The sequence below is a fragment of the Sphingomonas larreae genome, assembly GCF_051400595.1.
Lineage (GTDB): Bacteria > Pseudomonadota > Alphaproteobacteria > Sphingomonadales > Sphingomonadaceae > Sphingomonas.
In genome coordinates this window covers 13,105-29,963 of sequence record NZ_JBLFFI010000009.1, presented here as the reverse complement: position 1 = coordinate 29,963, position 16,859 = coordinate 13,105, and the positions used below count along the sequence as shown (strand labels likewise).

General features: G+C 69.3%; 13 protein-coding genes. 3 read left to right on the top strand and 10 right to left on the bottom strand.

Translation table 11 applies throughout. From position 1 onward, the window contains the following. Positions 1-30: 30 nt before the first annotated feature. From ACMGDM_RS19370 to ACMGDM_RS19355, 4 genes are all read right to left on the bottom strand, one after another. Complete coding sequence (locus ACMGDM_RS19370; RefSeq protein WP_436805772.1) at positions 31-2,061, bottom strand: TonB-dependent receptor; 2,031 nt, start codon at positions 2,059-2,061, stop codon at positions 31-33. Between the two features lie 452 nt (positions 2,062-2,513). After that, a complete protein-coding gene (locus ACMGDM_RS19365) occupies positions 2,514-3,443 on the bottom strand; it encodes a FecR family protein (protein WP_436805771.1) in 930 nt (309 codons plus the stop codon). Continuing rightward, positions 3,440-3,928, bottom strand: coding sequence for an RNA polymerase sigma factor (locus ACMGDM_RS19360; protein ID WP_436805770.1), 489 nt, complete (start codon positions 3,926-3,928; stop codon positions 3,440-3,442). Before ACMGDM_RS19360 ends, ACMGDM_RS19365 begins: the two co-directional genes overlap by 4 nt. Before the next feature lie 140 nt (positions 3,929-4,068). Then, positions 4,069-7,206: an autotransporter outer membrane beta-barrel domain-containing protein gene (locus ACMGDM_RS19355; RefSeq protein ID WP_436805769.1), complete on the bottom strand. Its 3,138-nt coding sequence runs from the start codon at positions 7,204-7,206 to the stop codon at positions 4,069-4,071. A 180-nt stretch (positions 7,207-7,386) separates the two neighbouring features. Here ACMGDM_RS19355 and ACMGDM_RS19350 point away from each other — a divergent pair, with 180 nt between their 5' ends. Beyond that, positions 7,387-7,632: a hypothetical protein gene (locus ACMGDM_RS19350; protein ID WP_436805768.1), complete on the top strand. Its 246-nt coding sequence runs from the start codon at positions 7,387-7,389 to the stop codon at positions 7,630-7,632. 245 nt (positions 7,633-7,877) lie between these two features. Here ACMGDM_RS19350 and ACMGDM_RS19345 read toward each other — a convergent pair whose 3' ends face one another. Next, positions 7,878-8,624, bottom strand: a complete 747-nt coding sequence (locus ACMGDM_RS19345; protein WP_436805767.1) for an MASE1 domain-containing protein — start codon at positions 8,622-8,624, stop codon at positions 7,878-7,880. A gap of 101 nt (positions 8,625-8,725) precedes the next feature. Further along, complete coding sequence (locus ACMGDM_RS19340) at positions 8,726-9,535, bottom strand: hypothetical protein (protein WP_436805766.1); 810 nt, start codon at positions 9,533-9,535, stop codon at positions 8,726-8,728. Between the two features lie 582 nt (positions 9,536-10,117). Here ACMGDM_RS19340 and ACMGDM_RS19335 point away from each other — a divergent pair. Together ACMGDM_RS19335 and ACMGDM_RS19330 are read left to right on the top strand one after the other, a co-directional pair. Next, the gene (locus ACMGDM_RS19335; protein ID WP_436805765.1) at positions 10,118-11,107 is read left to right on the top strand and encodes an alpha/beta hydrolase; all 990 of its coding nucleotides are present in this window, start codon (positions 10,118-10,120) and stop codon (positions 11,105-11,107) included. Positions 11,108-11,323: 216 nt separating this feature from the next. Then, positions 11,324-12,070 carry a YoaK family protein gene (locus ACMGDM_RS19330; protein ID WP_436805764.1) on the top strand — a complete coding sequence of 249 codons (747 nt, stop codon included), beginning with the start codon at positions 11,324-11,326 and terminating at the stop codon, positions 12,068-12,070. On the opposite strand, the gene ACMGDM_RS19325 is transcribed toward ACMGDM_RS19330, so the two are convergent. From ACMGDM_RS19325 to ACMGDM_RS19310, 4 genes are all read right to left on the bottom strand, one after another. Further along, positions 12,029-13,306: an MFS transporter gene (locus ACMGDM_RS19325; protein WP_436805763.1), complete on the bottom strand. Its 1,278-nt coding sequence runs from the start codon at positions 13,304-13,306 to the stop codon at positions 12,029-12,031. The genes ACMGDM_RS19330 and ACMGDM_RS19325 overlap by 42 nt on opposite strands. 125 nt (positions 13,307-13,431) lie before the next feature. Further along, entirely contained in the window at positions 13,432-13,854 is a 423-nt protein-coding gene (locus ACMGDM_RS19320) for a GFA family protein (protein WP_436805762.1), read from the bottom strand. 175 nt (positions 13,855-14,029) lie between these two features. Beyond that, positions 14,030-16,144, bottom strand: a complete 2,115-nt coding sequence (locus ACMGDM_RS19315) for a xanthine dehydrogenase family protein molybdopterin-binding subunit (protein ID WP_436805761.1) — start codon at positions 16,142-16,144, stop codon at positions 14,030-14,032. Next, a complete protein-coding gene (locus ACMGDM_RS19310; RefSeq protein WP_436805760.1) occupies positions 16,141-16,602 on the bottom strand; it encodes a (2Fe-2S)-binding protein in 462 nt (153 codons plus the stop codon). The genes ACMGDM_RS19315 and ACMGDM_RS19310 overlap by 4 nt, the downstream gene beginning before the upstream one ends. Positions 16,603-16,859: the final 257 nt, after the last annotated feature.

Genomic DNA, 16,859 nt, shown 5'->3' with positions numbered 1-16,859 from the left:
CAAAAATCCGCCGGCTTCCTCATGCGCACCTCAGAAGCTCGCGTCGACGCCGAGGCGCAGCGTGCGCGGCCGCAAGGGAGTAACCTGCTCCCGCCCTGTCGTGAAGGGAGTGCCGAGCGCGAAGCGGTTTCCACGCTCGTCGACGAGGTTGGTCACGCTGGCCGTCAGGGCCATGGGGCCGAGCGCCAGGCGTGCGGTCAGACCGTTGTCGAGATAATCGCCTTGCGCCTGGCCAAGCACGGGTCCGACGCCCAGCCTCGATCGGCCGACGTAGCGCAGCCAGCCGTCGAGCCGGAGCGCCCTCGCACCGACCTGCCCGTCGTAGCTGATGCCGAGCCGAGTCGTGATCCGGGCGATGTTCGGGATCTGGCGGAGCCGCGCCAGCACCTGCGCGCGCGTGTCGGCGGCGTCGGACGCGACACCTGCGGCAAGGGCGCGGACGAGATCCGCGGAGGGTTCGTCGATCTCGCTGTCGTTGAAGGTCACCGCAGCCTCGACGCGGACGCCGGCCAGCGGAACGACGCCGGCGGTCGCCTCGATGGTCCAGAGACGACCGTCGCCGACGTTGGCCGTGGTCGGCAGTCCCGATGGATCGATGAAGTCGGCCTGGATGTCGCGCCAGGACGTGCGCGCGACCGTCACCGCGAGGTCGAGGGCATCGCGCCGCGGACGACCCGTGCGCACCCCGGCCTCGATCGTGGCGACGCGGTCGTCGCGGAAGCGGCGCACGTAGTCGCCGTCGATCGCGATGCCGCCCGGCCGGAAGCCCTGCTGATAGCGCAGGAACAGGCTGGTGTGCGGCGCAAGGTCGATCAGCGCGGAGGCGGCCGGAAGCGCGATCGTCTGACGCCTGCTCGCGGAGATCGCGCGCGCGGCCGCGAGCGCGAACTCCGGGACGTCCTCGCCTGCCCCGCCGAGCTCGGTCCGGGTGACGCGCAGCCCGGCGGAGGTGAGCAGGCCCGGCAGCAGGCGCACGCCCGCCTCGCCGTACAGCGTGGTCTCGTCGATCCGGTTGGCGACGCCCGTCGTCGGCAGCGGAGCGTCCGACGCACCGAGCAGCCGGCGGAGCCGGGTGTCGTTGCGGACGTAGCTGAAGCCGGCGAGCCAGCCCGAGCCGCCGGGGGCCGACTGCCAGAGCCGGGTCTCGTTAGCGGTCATCCGCGTGCGGTTGCGCTGGACGAAGAGCTGCGGCTGGCCGCCAAGCGGCGTGGCGTCGTAGCGTTCCGTGAGGTCGTGCGCGGTGACGCCCGTCGTGGAGCGCAGCCGTACGGCACCGAGCTGCCCCGCGAGCACCAGCTGCGCCTGGGCGAAGTCCGCGCGGAACCCCTCCGTGACCATGGCGCCCCGCGTCAGCGGCGCTGCGTCCCGGTCGGCATACTGGCTGTCCGCGCCGCGAATGCGCTGGCCGACCGCGATCACCTCGGCGCTCCAGCCGTCGCCCAGTCGAAGCAGCGCCGCAGCGCGGCCGCCGTAGATGCGTGTGGCGTTCACGTCGGTGCGTCCCAGCGCCGGCTTGTCGATGTAGCCGCCCTCGCGCGTCGCGGTGCCGACCACACGGACCCCGAGCCGGTCTGCCACAAGCGGCAGATTGAGGGTGGCCTGCGCGTCGGCGCTGCCCGCGCCGTGCGCGGTGAGCGCGCCGCCGAGCGTCGCGCTGCCGTAGTTCGCCGCCAAATCGGGCTCGTTCGGCACGAGCCGAATCAGTCCGCCCAGCGAGCCGGCACCGTAGAGCGTGCCCTGCGGCCCCTCGAGCACCTCAACGGCTGCGAGGTCGGCGAGCCGCAGGTCGGGGTCGGGCGCGTTGTAGCTCAGCCGCAGGTCGCCCAGGTACTGACCGACCGTAGCCTGCGTGGGGCCGGTGAAGCTCGAATCCGCGATGCCGCGGATGAAGAGCTTGTTGCGCCCTGCACCCAGGTAGGTGGAGGCGATGCTGGCGAGGCGAGTGGTCAGCCGGTCGGTGCCGGCGGCGCCGCCGAGCTCGAGCTCGGCGCCCTCGACGCGGTGCGTGTCACCGGCGAAGCGCTCGCGCGGGATCTCGCGCTTGCTCGCGGTGACGATCACGTCGTCGGGAGCAGGCTCAGCTTGCGGGACCCTGTCGGCAGGCGGCTGCGTCGGGATCCGCACCGCGGTGGTGGCGGGTACGATCCTCCAGCTCGCGGTTCCGAGCGGCTGGGCACGGGCGCCCGCCGCCTTGGCGATCGCAGCAAGGGCTGCTTCGGGATCGTATCGTCCTCGCAGAGCCGGAACCGGCCGTGCCCAGAGGCGGCGGTCCGGGACCACCACACTGATCCGCGCGGCCCGGCCGAGCCCTATGACCTGCCGGCCGAGCGGCGCGGCGGGCAGATCGAGCGCTAGGGTTTGTGCCGAGGCGGGGGCCGTCCAGATCGCCGCGGCCAGGGCAAGCGGCAGCGGTCCTGAGATCAGGTCGGCGCACCAAGAACGCCGCGATCTAGGTTTCGCAGGCACTTCTGCTTCAATCGGGAAGGAACGAGGACATCTGCCCTCAGCCCCTCTCACTCGCGCGCTTCCAGAGTCCAGCCCGATGCGTCCGCGTGCACCCGCACGTCGAGCAGTGCCCCAAGGGTCGCCGGGTCGGAGCGCAGGCTCGGCACGTCGAGCGTACCTCGGAACTGTCGGGTCGCCACGGCGGGCGAGACCCGCACGCGCCGGCCGAGCTGGCGCGAGAGGTCCGCCGCCACCTCGCCAAGAGGGGCACCGTCATAGGCCAGGCGCCCCTCTCGCCACGCTCCGACGTCCGACACCGCGACCCGGCCTGCCACCAGCCGATCGCCGTCAGCGACGACCGTCTCGCCAGCATCGAGACGCAAGGCCGCGCCCTCGGGGTCGACGAGCACCGCACCCTCTGCGACCGCGACACGGGTCAGCGCGCCGGCACGCTTGACGCCGAAGACGGTCCCGATGTCGGTCAGCGCGAGGCCGCCCGCGTCGACGCGGAAGGGACGTGCCGCATCGTGACGGACACGGAAGAGCGCTTCGCCGGCCTCCATGGTGGCATGTCGCTGATCCGCGCGGTCGAGCATGAGCCGCGAACCGCCAGCGAGGATCACCGAGCTGCCGTCGGCGAGCGCCACGACGCGCTGCTCTCCGGCCCGGGTTTCCACGGCATAGGGTTGTGCCCGCTCCTGCCAGGCCGTGATCCCGATTGCACCGATCACGGCAGCAGCCGCTGCGGCACCAAGCCAGTGTCTGGCGTTAGGGCTGGCTGGGCCAGGCTTTCGCGACCGTGCGGCTACCGCCGAAGTACCGGCAGGCAGCTGCGCCACCGTCCGCTCGGCGCCTGCCAACGCGACGACCGCGGCGTCATAGCGGGCCGAGTTGGCGACATCGGCCTCGAGCCAAGCGGTGAAGCCGTCCCAGTCGGTGAAATCCCGGTCGGACACGCGCGCCGCCCAGTCCACCGCTTCCTCGTCGATCCGTGTCATAACTCTTCCTTCAGGGCGGCGAGCGCGCGGCAGGCGACTCGAAGATCCGCCTCCACGGTGCTGAGACTCACGCCGAGCTCGGCGGCGATCTGCCGCTGGGGCACACCATCGAGCCGGGCCCGACGGAACACCGCCTCCCGTCGGGACCCGAGCTCGGCGAGCACGTGCGCGACGCGCGCCATCTCCTGCCGTCCGGCCACGATGCGCTCTCCCGTCGCGACTTCTCCTGCGTCCGCTTCGCTCCAGGCGGTGTCGCGCGCCTGAGCCTGCGTGCGCGAGCGATGCCGATCTATCATCAGCGTGTCCGCGGCGCGGAAGAGGTAAGACAGCGGGTTGTCGATCGGCCCGCTCGGCCGCGCCGTGACCTTGATCCACAGATCGTGCAGCAGGTCCTCCGCCATCTCGCCTGCGCCGCGCGCGACGAGGAAGCGGACGAGCCGGTCACGATTGTCGAGAAAGACGGCTTCGAGCCCGATCGGGGGCATGGGCCTCACTGCCTGTGGTCGCGGAAACAGCGTGTCCCTAGCCGTCGCCGCTTGAAGAAAGAAGGAGCTCCACCCGCTAGGGGTGGACGGGTGGAGCTCCCGTAGTCCGCACGTGGCAGGGGAATGCACGTGCGGTTCGCCTAAAAGGCGAACTGCAGGGCGGCGCGCGCGGAAAGCGCGACGTCGCCGAAGCGGCGCTCGGCGGCAGCTTCGCCGCTGAGCCTGACCTCGCTGGTGCCGGTGACCGCGCGCGCCTTGGCAACCCAGCCGCCGTCGCGCGCCTCGGGGTCAAGCGTGAAGGCCTTGCCATTGGCGAAGCTGGCGGTGGTGCGGCCGATGCCTCCCGCAACGGGCTCGCGCCAGCCTCCCTCGAGCTCGAGCCGGGTCCACTGATCGTACCTGTTGGAGCCGCCGATGTTTAGGCCGGCGGCGAGGCTGCCGGTCAGCGCGAGCTCGTCGCTCTTACGATCTCGCACGGCGAGGTCCATCGCGGCGCCGCCACCACGCTCGCGATAGGCGTCCTCGTTGAGCCGGTAATAGTCGAGCGCGACCGTGGGACGCAGCGAGATGCGCCCGATCAGCTGCTCGTATGCAACCGCCGCTGCGCCGGAGTAGAGCTGGGCGTTCCAGTCGGCGGTGGCGCGGCGGCTGACCGCCTCGTTGCCGATCGCGCCGTCGAAGCGCCGCACGCTGTCCAGCGAGATCCACGCCGCCGAGGCGCGCGCGCTCGCCGTCAGGCCGCCCCAATGACCGCGCCAGTGGCCGGCGAGCTCATACTGCTTGTGATCGACGCGGTTGAGCGCCTCGCCCTCGCTGTCGCGACCGGACAGAAAGCTCAGCGACACGCCGATGTTGCCCATGCCGGTCTTGCGCTCGAGCCCGCCGGAAAAGCCCCAGCCGTTGACGTCGTAGCTGAGCGTGTCGCGCGTCGCTTTGGACGAGTCCCAGCCGAGCGGGGTGAGCCAGGCCCCCCAGCCGCCTTCCTCGGTGAAGCGGCCGCTCGGCTCCAGCAGCTGGCGTGCCGCGACGCGCGAGCCAAGCGTGACGCCCTCGAACACGCCGCCGGCATAGTTGGGCAGCATCTGGTCGACCGCGTCGCGGAACTCGCCGCCGTCGTAGATGCCGCGGATCGCGGCGGCGACCTTGGCATCGCTGCCGACCGCGGCGTCGATCGCGTCGAAGGCGCTCGCCTGAGCGCGGTTGAAGCCGAGCTCGCCGGTCGCCTTGCGCACCACGTCGACCGCGACCTGGTTGGGCAGCGTCGTCACCAGCGCGCCCTTGTAGAGGAAGGGTACGTTCTCGGTGGTGAGTGAGAGGTTGGCCGCGCCGGTCAGCGTGCCCGAGGTGAGCACGACGTAGCGTCCGGCAACGTCGCTGCCGCCTGTGACGCGCAGCGCGAGCTTGGTATCGGCGCCGATCGTCGTCGCGCCGGCGACCTGGATGACGTTGGCGGCGGGGTTGCCGCGGTCGAGTCCGACGCTGAGCACCGACTTGGCGCCGAGATCGAGCGAGCCGATGCTGGTGGCGCCGGTGGGCGCGAAGGTCCCGCCCCCCGCCGCGACGCTCACCGCGGCGCCGCCAGCGTTGAGCAGGCGTCCGGCGAATACACCTGTTCCTGCGATCGTCAGCCGGTCGGCACCGCCACCGAAGTCGGCGGTGCCGGCGAACTTCGCCGTGCCGGAGATCGCGAGCGTATCCGCACCGGCGCCGAAGGTCGCGGTGCCCGCGTAGCCGCTCGCTCCCGCCATCGTGAGCCGATTGTTGCCGGCACCGAACGTCAAGTCGCCTGCGACCGTGCCGGCCTGGACGTCGAGCAGATCGTCGCCGCTGCCAAATTGAATCCCGCCTGTGATGGACGGAGCGGCCGCCCCGCTCGCGCCTGCCACCTGGCGCACGACTGTGCCCGCGGTCGTCGCCGAGAGGTCGATGGCCACATTGCCGCTGGCGGAACTCGCACCGCCCGCGACGATCGCGCCGCCGTTCTCGACCAGGAGCAGCGTGCCCGAGCGGTCGAGTATCGCGGTCGCCGCGGTGCCCGCACCGGCGCGGATCGTCCCGCTGTTCCGAACCGCCGGCAGCGAAGCTCCCGCCTCAATCGACACCGCGATCGCCTGCGTCGCACCGCCGCTCGCCGCAGCATTCACGAGACCGGTCACGCGCAGCTCGGGCGTGGCCGCCCCGGCGCCGAAGCGGATCGCGGTGGCGTTGCCGCCGCTCGCACCCGCCTGGACGCTGCCACCGACTGCAACGCCGCCGGCGATCGTCACGCCGCCGCCCAGACCACCGATTGCGAGCGCGTTCGACGCGACGCCGGTGTAGGCACCGTCCGCGGTGACCTTGCCGTCGATCACCAGACCGGCGACCGGCGTCTTGCCAGCCACCGCGCCGACCGTGACGGCGCGTCCCGTCCCGCCGATCTGGAGGGCGGGGGCGCCGCCGAAGCTGACCACGTCGGCGACCTTGCCGGTGGCGTTGCCGAGCACGATGCCGCCGCCGACGTTGCCCGCGACGATCAGGGCAGGCCCGCCCTGGAGCAGGTCGTCGGCGTCGAGCTTCGACGCGCCTGCAGGCGCCGTGGTGTAGCGGTAGCCAGTCGCGCCGATCAGCCCCTGCACGGTCAGAGCGCCGCCGACGTCCCCGTCGAGCCGCGCGCCCACCGCGCCCTGACCCGAGGCGGTAACCGTGCCGCCGAGCGTCACGCTGCCGCTCACCGCCTCCAGTCGCACCCCGACGGAGCGGTCGCCGATGACGGTCGTCTTGCCGTCATGAGTGACGTTCCCGCTCGTCGCCCCGCCGAGGTAGATGCCCGCGGAGTCGTTGCCCTCGACCGTGATCTCGCCGGCGTTGCCGATATTCCCCGTGAAGCGGCCGGAGGTGCGAATGCCGTAGCGGCGGGCACCCTGCGCGAAGGCGCCGTCTAGATCGCCGTCCTTGTCCGTGTCGACCGGCGCATAGGTCTCGTCGACGATCAGCTTGCCGGTGTTGGCGATGTCGCCGCGCACGTTGTCCTGCGCCAGGATCGCGGTGGCGTCGCCGGCGTCCGTGATCTGGACGAGGCCGCCGTTGGCGACCTTGTTGTCGCTGTCGATCGTCACCGCAACGCCGCTGGTGGGCACGACCGCGCCGTTGGCGCCGATCCGGATGTCGTCGCGGGCTCCGGCCTTGACGGTGGAGGTGCGCACCGGCGTGGTCTGGCGCGTGTCGATCGCGGTCTGCGCCGACGCGGCGCCAGCGACGAGCAAAGTGGATAGGCTGGTGGAAGCAAGCAGTCTACGCAACGAAGAGCCCCTATGATCTTGTTCTCCAGGGGCAGGACGGAGCCGTGCGTGGAAAACCTTGGTCCTACGCTGACGAAATAATCTTCGATCGTCGCATCAAGGTGTCGGCCGCACGTCTCCGTCTCATGACGGGGTACTACGGGTCAGGCACGTCGCCGACCGCACCCCAAGGAGACGATCATGATCATGAAGTTCCTCAGCGCCACGGCCGCACTGACGCTCGCAGCGGCGCCCGCCCTCGCGGCACCGGCGAACCCGGCCGCGTCGCTGTCGGTCGCCAAGTCCAGCCGTGCCGCGTCGTCCGCTGGCCGCTCGAGCGAGATGCTGGCGCGTGGCGGCGTGATCGTCGCTGCAGTCGCAGCGGCTGCGGTCATTGCCGGCATCATCATCATCGCCGACGATGGCGACGACTCCGACAGCAACTGAGTGTCGGTGGGCGGCGTTGGCCCCGAGCGCCGCCCGCTTGCAGCCTCCCACGTTAAGCGGCCGCATACGGGACGGTTCTGGTCGACATCGGCATGGCTCAGAGGCCTCGATTGACACAATCCGTCAAACCCTGACGTCAACGATGCGCGCGCGAAACAGGCGAAGGCTTGCGTCAGGCGGACATGGAGCTGCTAGTCAGGCAGGAGTGGATGCAATTTACGTTGACGGTTTTTGTCCGCTTCGACCTAGATGTGCCGCCCGAGATCCGTGCAGACGGAGCCCACGAGACTGATGAGGAGCAGCCCGGACGCGCTCCCTTTCAGTCCCACGTGCCAGGTGACGCCGAGCAGAACCGCGAGAGGTAGGAACAGAAGCGGGTAGCCTGCCTGCGCGAAGGAGGCGACCGTAACGACGGGGAGCGCACCCAGCCACCACGTCCTTCTCGCGACGTCCGGCTTCGCGGAGTCGGCTTCGAGGAAGCGCTCGTCGGTCATGACGACCGGAGTGACCAGCAGCATGCCAAGCGCCACGGTGCAGAACCACGATAGAACGAAGAGCGCACCCGGGCGTCCGAGCGTCGCGGCGGCGAGGACGGCGCTCACGCACGCCGATCCTATCACCGACGTGGCGAGCCTCAGGACGTCGACCCAGGACGAGAGTTCTCGCCGGCCATCCGACAGGCGACTCCAGATCCAGCCTCCTGCGAGCGCCTCGAACACGTTCGCTATCGTGAAGCCTGCGCTGACCGTGGGCGACATGCCGGCCATCAGGTTGGCGGCAGCGCTCGCTGCCGCCGCCGCGACGATGCAGGCCACCTTCGTTCGCCCACTCGTGCGGATCACGGCGGCCAGCAGCACGCCACTGGCAGGCCACATGGAGGAAACGCCGTCCGTCCCTGACGTGAGCCACAGGGACGTGGTCGCCGCAACCCAGTAGAGGATGCCGACCAGCAGCGGAACCGCCGTCAGCCTCGGCAGAACGCGACGAAACATCGACGCAGGTTAGACGGGATGTTCCAAGATCCCGCTAACACGCCGCGGCTGACGCCCGCGGTTCGCCGGGTCGCCGGGGCGTACCGTCGATCCCGCGGGAGTCAGCGCCGGTCGGCAGCTGCCGTTTCGACGATCACGCGCCCGGTGCGTGGAGGTACGCCGCCGTATTCGCGAGCCTCGACCGAGCCGAGACGGAAGCCGTCGTCGTGCCGGTAGAGGGTCGCGACAGCGGGGTAGATCCCGTCCGTGGTGGCGAGGACGTAGGCGTCCCCGACCATGCGGCGGAGATGGGCCGGATCTCGCCGGTCAAGCGAGGCGCCTCGGGTGCGGCCCAACCCCGATCGGTCGAGCTCGCTCCCGGCGATCGTCACCACCCTGGTATCGCCGCAGCGCACGACCACCCGGCTGACGCCTGCGGCGGCGGTGGGCGGGATAGCGAAGCGGACGCCCGGCAGCACGTCCACATTGGCCTCGATCGCGTACACTCGTCCGCTGGCAAGCAGCGAGCTGAGCCTCTCCGTAAACCCGGTGGTCCTGGTGGCATCCTCCAGCACGGCCCGATCCACGAAGATCCTCGCATGAGGGAATCGGACGCGCCCTTCATCCATCACGCCTTCGATCTGCGCGTTCTCGAGCGAGGTCAGAAGCACAGCATCAAACGGAACGCCCTGCCCTGACGTTCGACCATCGACGCCTGCCACCGGGGCTATGAGAATCCTGTTCCTGCCGGCCTGGACCACGATCGATCGACGGCTGGCGAACTGACCGGCGTTGGTTGCGGTAGGATCGTCGTAGGACGAGACCTTGCAGGTACCCGCACTGTGCTCACGCACGGTGTCCGGTGTCTCGGCGGCGGTAGGTGCCGGCGCGATGAGAGCGAGCAGCGGCGCCAGAGCGGCGAACCGGATCATCTAAGCCTCCTTGCCGCGGCTTCGTCTGCAAGCGACGTGATGGTGATGCTCTCCGGCAGAGGTGAGGCAAATCATACGGTCGGTGTGACGGCTAACCCGGGGGTTCGTCTTTCGCCGCCTGAGGTATCGCGATCGGTCTGGATCGGTTCGAATGGTTCCTTGCGACCTGCAAGCCGCTTTGCGGGACGGTAACGTCACACAGGCACCGTCGGCCGCCGTCAAGACACGTCACGTCGACGCGATCGCCGCGACCTTTGGCTCCTCCACGCGAGCTGATTGGTCGTCGATATGAGGCAGCCCAGGCGCACGACGGACAGCGGCAAGTCCGCAGCCTTCAGATCGATCCGCTGCCGGGCGCTGCCGGATACACCCCGACGTTCTGCCAGGTTTTATCGGAGGGCGTGTGTCCTCATACCAGCATATAGTTCCAGGCTCTTCGCTCAAGAACTAGATACTAGTTCGTCAGCGACCGGCAGCAGATCGCAGACCTGCAGACCATTGCGCTGCAGCTAATCTCTTCTCAGTCGGGACGTGAAAATGCACAAGATCGTTAGAACTGCCGCCCTTGCACTTGGAGCAACGATGATGACCCAGACAGCCGCCGCTCAGACCGCAGCAGATCCTGCGACGGACGTGAACTTGGACCCGCGCGTGCGGGCCTTCCTCTCGGAGGTGAACAAGTCGCCGAGCCCCTTCTGGGAGCTCCCGCAGCCGCAGCCTCAGGACGCGCTCACGGCGCTGCAGAACAAGACGCAGGTCGACATGAGCGGCGTCACGACCACCAGCCGGACGATCAGCGAAAACGGTCGGCAAGTGAAGATCCACATCATGAAGCCCGACCACAACTCCGGGACCCCGGGCGTGCTGCTCTTCATCCATGGCGGCGTCTGGATCATCGGCAACTTCGACAACCACAAGCGCCTACTGCGCGACCTCGTCCTCGGCTCGGGTCAGGTCGGCGTCTTCGTCGAGTACTCGCCCCTTCCCGCCGCCAAGTTCCCGACGCAGCTCGAGGAGAGCTACGCGGTGCTGCAGTGGATTTCGAAGCATGGTCGCGAACTCGGTGCCGACGGCACCCGCGTCGCGGTGGCCGGCAACTCGGTCGGCGGCAACATGACGGCGGCGCTGTCGCTAATGACGAAGGATCGCGCCGGGCCGAAGATCGACTATCAGGTCCTTCTCGTACCCGCCACGGACGCAAGCGTCGACACCGCGTCCTATCACGAGTTCTCGGACGGCTACTTTCTGTCGCGCGGCTTCATGAAGTACGGCTGGGACCGCTATGCGCCCGAAGAGCGCGACGATCCGTACGTGGCCCCGCTTCGCGCCGGCGCCGAGAAGCTGAAGGGTTTGCCCCCGGCGCTCGTCGTCACCGCGCAGAGCGATCCGCTGCGCGACGAGGGAGAAGAGTATGCGCGCAAGCTGATGGCTGCAGGCGTGGACGTCACCGCGGTTCGCTACGACGGAACGATCCACGACTTCGTGGCGCTGAACGCGCTTCGGAACGTGCCGTCGACCGTGGCGGCGCTGGACCAGATCTCGGCGGGTATCCGCACGCACATCGGCGGCTGATCGCCCTGCTTACGGTCGAGCGGGTCACCCGCTCGACATGCCGCACCCCGGTGTCGGCTACTGCCATCGAGCGCCTGCAGGTGCTCGGTGGCCGTAGCCGTTCAGGGTCGGCCGGTTTGAGCCTCCCTCCTGGTCGCCTCTGGTCCGTCACGGGAACATGCTAGGATGTCCGAAGCTCAAGGCCGGCCACTGCCCGGTTCCATGAGACCTCTGCTCATGCTGCTGGCGTTCACCACGGGCCTCGTCGACGCCATCAGCGTCCTCGGCCTGGATCGCGTCTTCACGGCGAACATGACCGGCAACGTGGTCCTGCTGGGGTTCGCCCTCGCCCGCGTACCCGGCTTCCATCCCGGCCCATACCTCGTGGCGCTCAGCAGCTTCTGCATTGGCGCCGTCGCCGCGGGCCGGCTCGCCCTCTTCACGTTCGATCGGCCGATGCGGGGCTGGCTCGTCGCAGCAGGCGTATTCGAGTGCGCGCTGCTCGGGCTGGCGGCACTCGCGCTCGTCGACGTCGGCGGGCCGGAAGCTTCCGGCCCGCCGCAGGCGATCCTGGCTACCGCGCTCATCTCCGGTGCGATGGGCTTCCGCAATGCCAGCGTGCGAAGGCTCGGCATGCCGGACATGACGACGACGGCGCTGACGCAGGCGATCGCGGCGCTGGCGGGCGAGTCGCGGCTTGCCGGAGGACAGAACGTCCGCTGGCGGCGCGAAGGCGGCGCCGTCGCCGCCATCCTGCTCGGCGCCTGGGCGGGCGCGCTCGTCGTGCCGCGCATGGGGTGCGCACTTCCACTCTTGGCCGCAGCGCTGCTGGTTCTCGCAGGAAGCATCCTGGCGGCTGCGCACCCGCGGACAGGGCACGCGCGGTGGGCGACTGCTACCTGCCCGTACAGGGCATGTCGCGCTCGGCGAGCGGGGTTCCGGTCAGTCCGCCTTCGCTGCTGTCAGCGAGTAGACGAGCACTAGCAGGCCGGCCAGCAGTCCGAGAATGCCGCCGACGGCGAAGCCGCTGGCGAGACCCATCCGCCCGACGACGACGCCGCCGAGAAGGCCGCCTGCCGCCAGTGCGCCCTGGATGATCGTCACGATCCAGGCCGCGCCCGCCTCGTAGCGCTCCGGCGCGGCGCGGTGCGTCCAGAGCTGGACGCCGAGAGGCACGGCGCCGAAGGCCGCGCCCCAGATAGCCACCACGGGTACGGCCGCCATGGGGAAGCGGCCTGCCGCGAAGAACAGCAGCATGCCGAACCCGACCGAGCCGCAGATCGCAGCGAAGCCCCATGATCCTCTTATGCGCATGATGCGCGCGCCAAGGGCCAGTCCGAGCACGCCCGAGGCGCCATAGACCGCGAAGGTGGCGCTGACGCCAGCCCCCGCCAGCCGCGTGATGCTCGAGAGCGCCGGCTCGAGGAAGGTGTACCCTGAATAGTGACCGCCGCTGACCAGCGCGACCGCGACGAAGCCGACCAGCACGCGCGGCACCCTGAAGAGACCAATCAGATCCGCGATTGCGGTCCGGGTCCGCGTCGGCATCGGCGGCAGCGTCGCGAACTGTATGGCGAGAACAGCCAGGGCTGCGGCCGACATCACGGCGAAGGTCGAGCGCCAGTCGAGAAAGCTGCTTGCAAGGGCACCGGCGGGCACGCCGACGACAGAACCGAGGGAGATGCCCGCCATGACGATGGTAGTGGCGCGAGCGCCTTCGTCGGGCCGCACGAGGCGGCGAGCGGCGGCCAGCGCGACCGCCCAGAAGCCGCCCAGGGCCGCTCCAAGCAGTGCGCGGCCGAGCAGTATCCCTGCGAACGTCGGTGCGATGCAGACGACGAGGTTGGACAGCAGGAAGAGACCGCTCAGGCCCAACAGCAGGCGACGCCGATCGACGCTTCCGCCCAGGAGCACCAGCGCCGGCGCGACGACGGCAGCGACGGTGCCGGGAACGCTCATCATGGCGCCGGCGTGACCGATCTCGACATCCAGGTCCCGGCCGATAGCGCTGAGCATGCCCACCGGAAGCAGCTGACTGGTCACCAGCACGAAGGTGGTCGCCGAGAGGCCGCCGACAGCGGTCCAGCGACGGCTGCACGCCACCTCGTCGCCACAGCCGGCATGCTCGGCCGCTGGCGCCGAGACGATCTCGCCGGCCGCAGGCGCGAGGCTAGCCTCCGCTCCTGTCGTCTGATCGGGTCCGGTGAAGCGCTTGTGCATGATCGACCTCGGGCAGGCGCACGTGGCGCCTCGTCAGTCGCACTACCAACACCCGGGATCGGGAGCGATCAGCCTCTCACCCTTCGCCATCATACCTTCATATGAGGCTGGGGCCCGAGGCGACTCTACTCAGCGTCGGGACGCGCTGCGAACTGCGGAACCTCAAGCGCCTTCGCCCAGGGTATCCGGCGCCTAGTGAAGATCTCCATGATCGGTGGTGCGATCTCGTCCGTGTGGTTCAGGCTGCCGAGCATGACGAAGACGGTGCCGGGAAAGCCGGAAAGCTTGTCGGTGAACAGTCGCGCACCGCAGTTCGGGCAGAAGTTGCGGACCAGCGTGTTGCCGGTGTCGGCTACGTACTCGTAGCCCTTCGGCGCGCCGCTGAGCAGCGTGAAGTCGTCCTCCGACACGCTCATGTACGTCGCCATGACTCCACCAGACGACCGCTGGCAGTCAAAGCAGTAGCAGTCCGCAATGAAGGTAGGGTCGCCGTCAAACTCGAAGGTTACGGCGCCACACTCGCAGCGGCCCTGATGCTTCTTGGTCATTCGAGGCTCCTCGTACCGGCCGTTCGATGGTCCGTAGCTTCCGCTCCGTCCTCGAGGCCGTTGGACGAGGCGACTGGAGCGCGGAATCATACGCCGGTATGGAGATCGGTCTTCCCGGGGCAGGCAGGTCAACCAGCTCTGCGCAAAGCGGCCTGCAGCGCCAGACTGCTGAAGCTTAGGCGAAGTGCTTCAAAATCGGCAGCTCGCGTATGCGCCTGCCGGTCAGCCGGAAGATCGCGTTGCACACCGCCGGCGCCACGTTCGGCGAACCGCCCTCGCCGGTTCCCTCGATCTCGCCGTTCTCGAGCAGCTCGGTACGAAAGACCGGCGCCTCGCTCAGCCTGACCATCCGGTAATCGTGAAAGTTCGACTCCTGCACACGTCCCTGATCGATCGAGACCTGCCCGAAGAGCGCGGATGTGAGACCCCAGATCGCCGCGCCCTCGAGCTGGGCAATCACGGCGTCGCGGTTCACGGCCCTTCCGGGGTCGGCGACCGTCCAGAGCCGATCCACGACGGGCTGCCCGTCCTTAATCCGCACGCGAGCCACCTGCGCCGCGAGACAGTCGTCCCGCTTGTGGCTGATCGACAGCCCAAGCGCCGAGCCGGAGTCCTTGCCGGGCCAGCCCGACAGCTCCGCCACGCGGTTCAGCGCAGCCAACTCGCGCGGCGAGTTCCTGAGCAGCCCGCGTCGCATCTCCAGCGGGTCGATCGTCAGCTCGTGCGAGACCTCGTCCACGAAGCTCTCGATGGCAAAGACCGTGTGCGAGGAGCCGACCGACCGCCACATGCCGGCAGGCACGTGCGTCTCGCTGCGGACCCAGCGCGCCTCGCGATTGGCGAAGCCGTACGGCGACTGTATCGCGTCGGTGACGACCTCGTCGTATTCCTTCATCACCACCGGGTACAGGCGCGGCAGAATGGAAGGGGTCGCCTGCCGGTGAACGTACGTCTCGAACTGCCCGTCGCTGATGCCTGCCGAGAGCTCCGATACGCCTGCCGGGCGATAGAAGTCGTGCGCCACGTCCTCCTCCCGGGTCCAGATCAGCTTGACCGGAACTCCCGGGAACTTCGACGCGATCAGCGCCGCCTGCTGTGCGACGTCGGTCTCCTGACGCCGGCCGAACCCGCCGCCCGCGATCACGGGATGATAGGTCACCCTCTCGGCCAGCAGGCCGAGCAGCTTCGCCACGGCGTCGCGTGCGTTCTGCGGATGCTGAGATCCCGTCCAGAAGTCGCACCTGGCGCCGGACACCTGCGCGACGCACGACATCGGCTCCATCGTGGCGTGTGCCAGGTACGGGACCTCGTATCTGCGCCTCACGACCTTCGCGGCGTGGTCGAGCGCCTCCGCGCCCTGCCCTATCCTGTCCACCACGGCACCGGGACGGGCCGCTAGATCGCGGTCGAACTGTCGGCTGATCGCGGCGTCGTTGACCCCGTCGTTCGGCGTTGAGGCCCATACCGGGGCGAGGGTCTCCAGCGCACGTCGTGCGGTCCACCAGCGATCGGCCACGACGGCGACGCCGTTCGGAAGGTCGACCACGCCCTTGATCCCCGGGATCTTCAGCACTTCCGCACGGCTGTCGGACGCGAGTCGGCCGCCGAACACGGGAGCGCAGGCGACGGCCGCGCTGAGCATGCCCGGCAGTTGCACGTCGATCGCGTACCGTGCTGACCCGTCGACCTTCGACGGCAGGTCGAGCCGCAGCATGCGCCGGCCCACGAAACGGGGACGGTCGTCGGTACGATCGATCAGCGTCTGGGGTGCCGGCATCCGGCTGGCGATCGCGGTCAGCTCGCCGAAGCGCAGCGATCTGCCGCCTGGACCGATCACCCGGCCCTGATCGGTGTTCACGCTCGCCACGTCCACGTTCCAGCGCCGTGCGGCCGCGAGCATCAGCGCCGTGCGGGCGGTCGCGCCGGCCTTGGTGAAGCCGGCATGGAAGGCGGAGGTTCCGGTGCTGGCGCCGGTCAGCTGCGAGAAGAAGCGTGGGTTGTAGTACTCCTTCCCGACCGGCGCGAGTTCGATGCGGATGCGCTCCCAGTCAGCGTCTAGCGCGTCGCCGACCAGCATCGCGTACGCGGTCGAGGTGCCCTGACCGATCTCGGCGACTGGCGACGTGATGACGATCTCGTCGTCCGGCGTGATCCGCAGCAGGTGCTCAACGAGTACGTCGGATCCCGTGTCGCCGGAGGCGGCGGACGTGGTGAAGTTGAGGAAGTACGCACCCGGGATCGCCAGGGCGGCGGCGAGCACGGCACGTCGGCCGGGTGCCGCGAAGGTCATGCCGCCTGCGCCTGGCGGCCACGCGCCTGGTCGAGCGCGGCGCGGACGCGGGGGTAGGTTCCGCACCGGCAGATGTTGGTCATGGCGGCAAGCATGTCGTCGTCGCTCGGACTGGCGTTGGAGGCGAGCAGGGCGGAGGCGGCCATGATCATGCCCGACTGGCAGTACCCGCACTGCGGCACCTGATGCTCAAGCCAGAGCTTCTGGACCGGGTGCAGACCGTCGGCGCCGAGACCCTCGATAGTCGTGACACGTCTGCCTGCCACCTCTCCGACCGGGAGCACGCATGTCCGTACCGCCTCGCCGTTCAGGTGTACGGTGCACGCGCCGCACTGGGCGACGCCGCAGCCATACTTGGTACCGGTGAGTCCCACGTCCTCGCGCAGCACCCACAGCAGCGGCGTCTCGGGATCCACCTCAAGGGAGACGGGTCGACCGTTGACCTCGAAGCCTATCATCTCGCTCTCGCCCTTCGCTACGACGACGCGGCAGGTCACCGGTCGCCAACCCGAAGGTAGATGTCCGCAAGAGGCCGCTCCAACAATCATACGCGCGTATCCGGTCGACCGGGGCAAGTGCCATCCGCGCGTATAGTCGTCATCTCCTGCAAAGCCTGATAGATGCTTGCGTCAACTTCCGAGCCGCCTCGGCGGCACATGCCAAACCGCGCGAAAGGTCGGGATCGATGACGAGCAGGCGACCTGGCCTTCTGGCG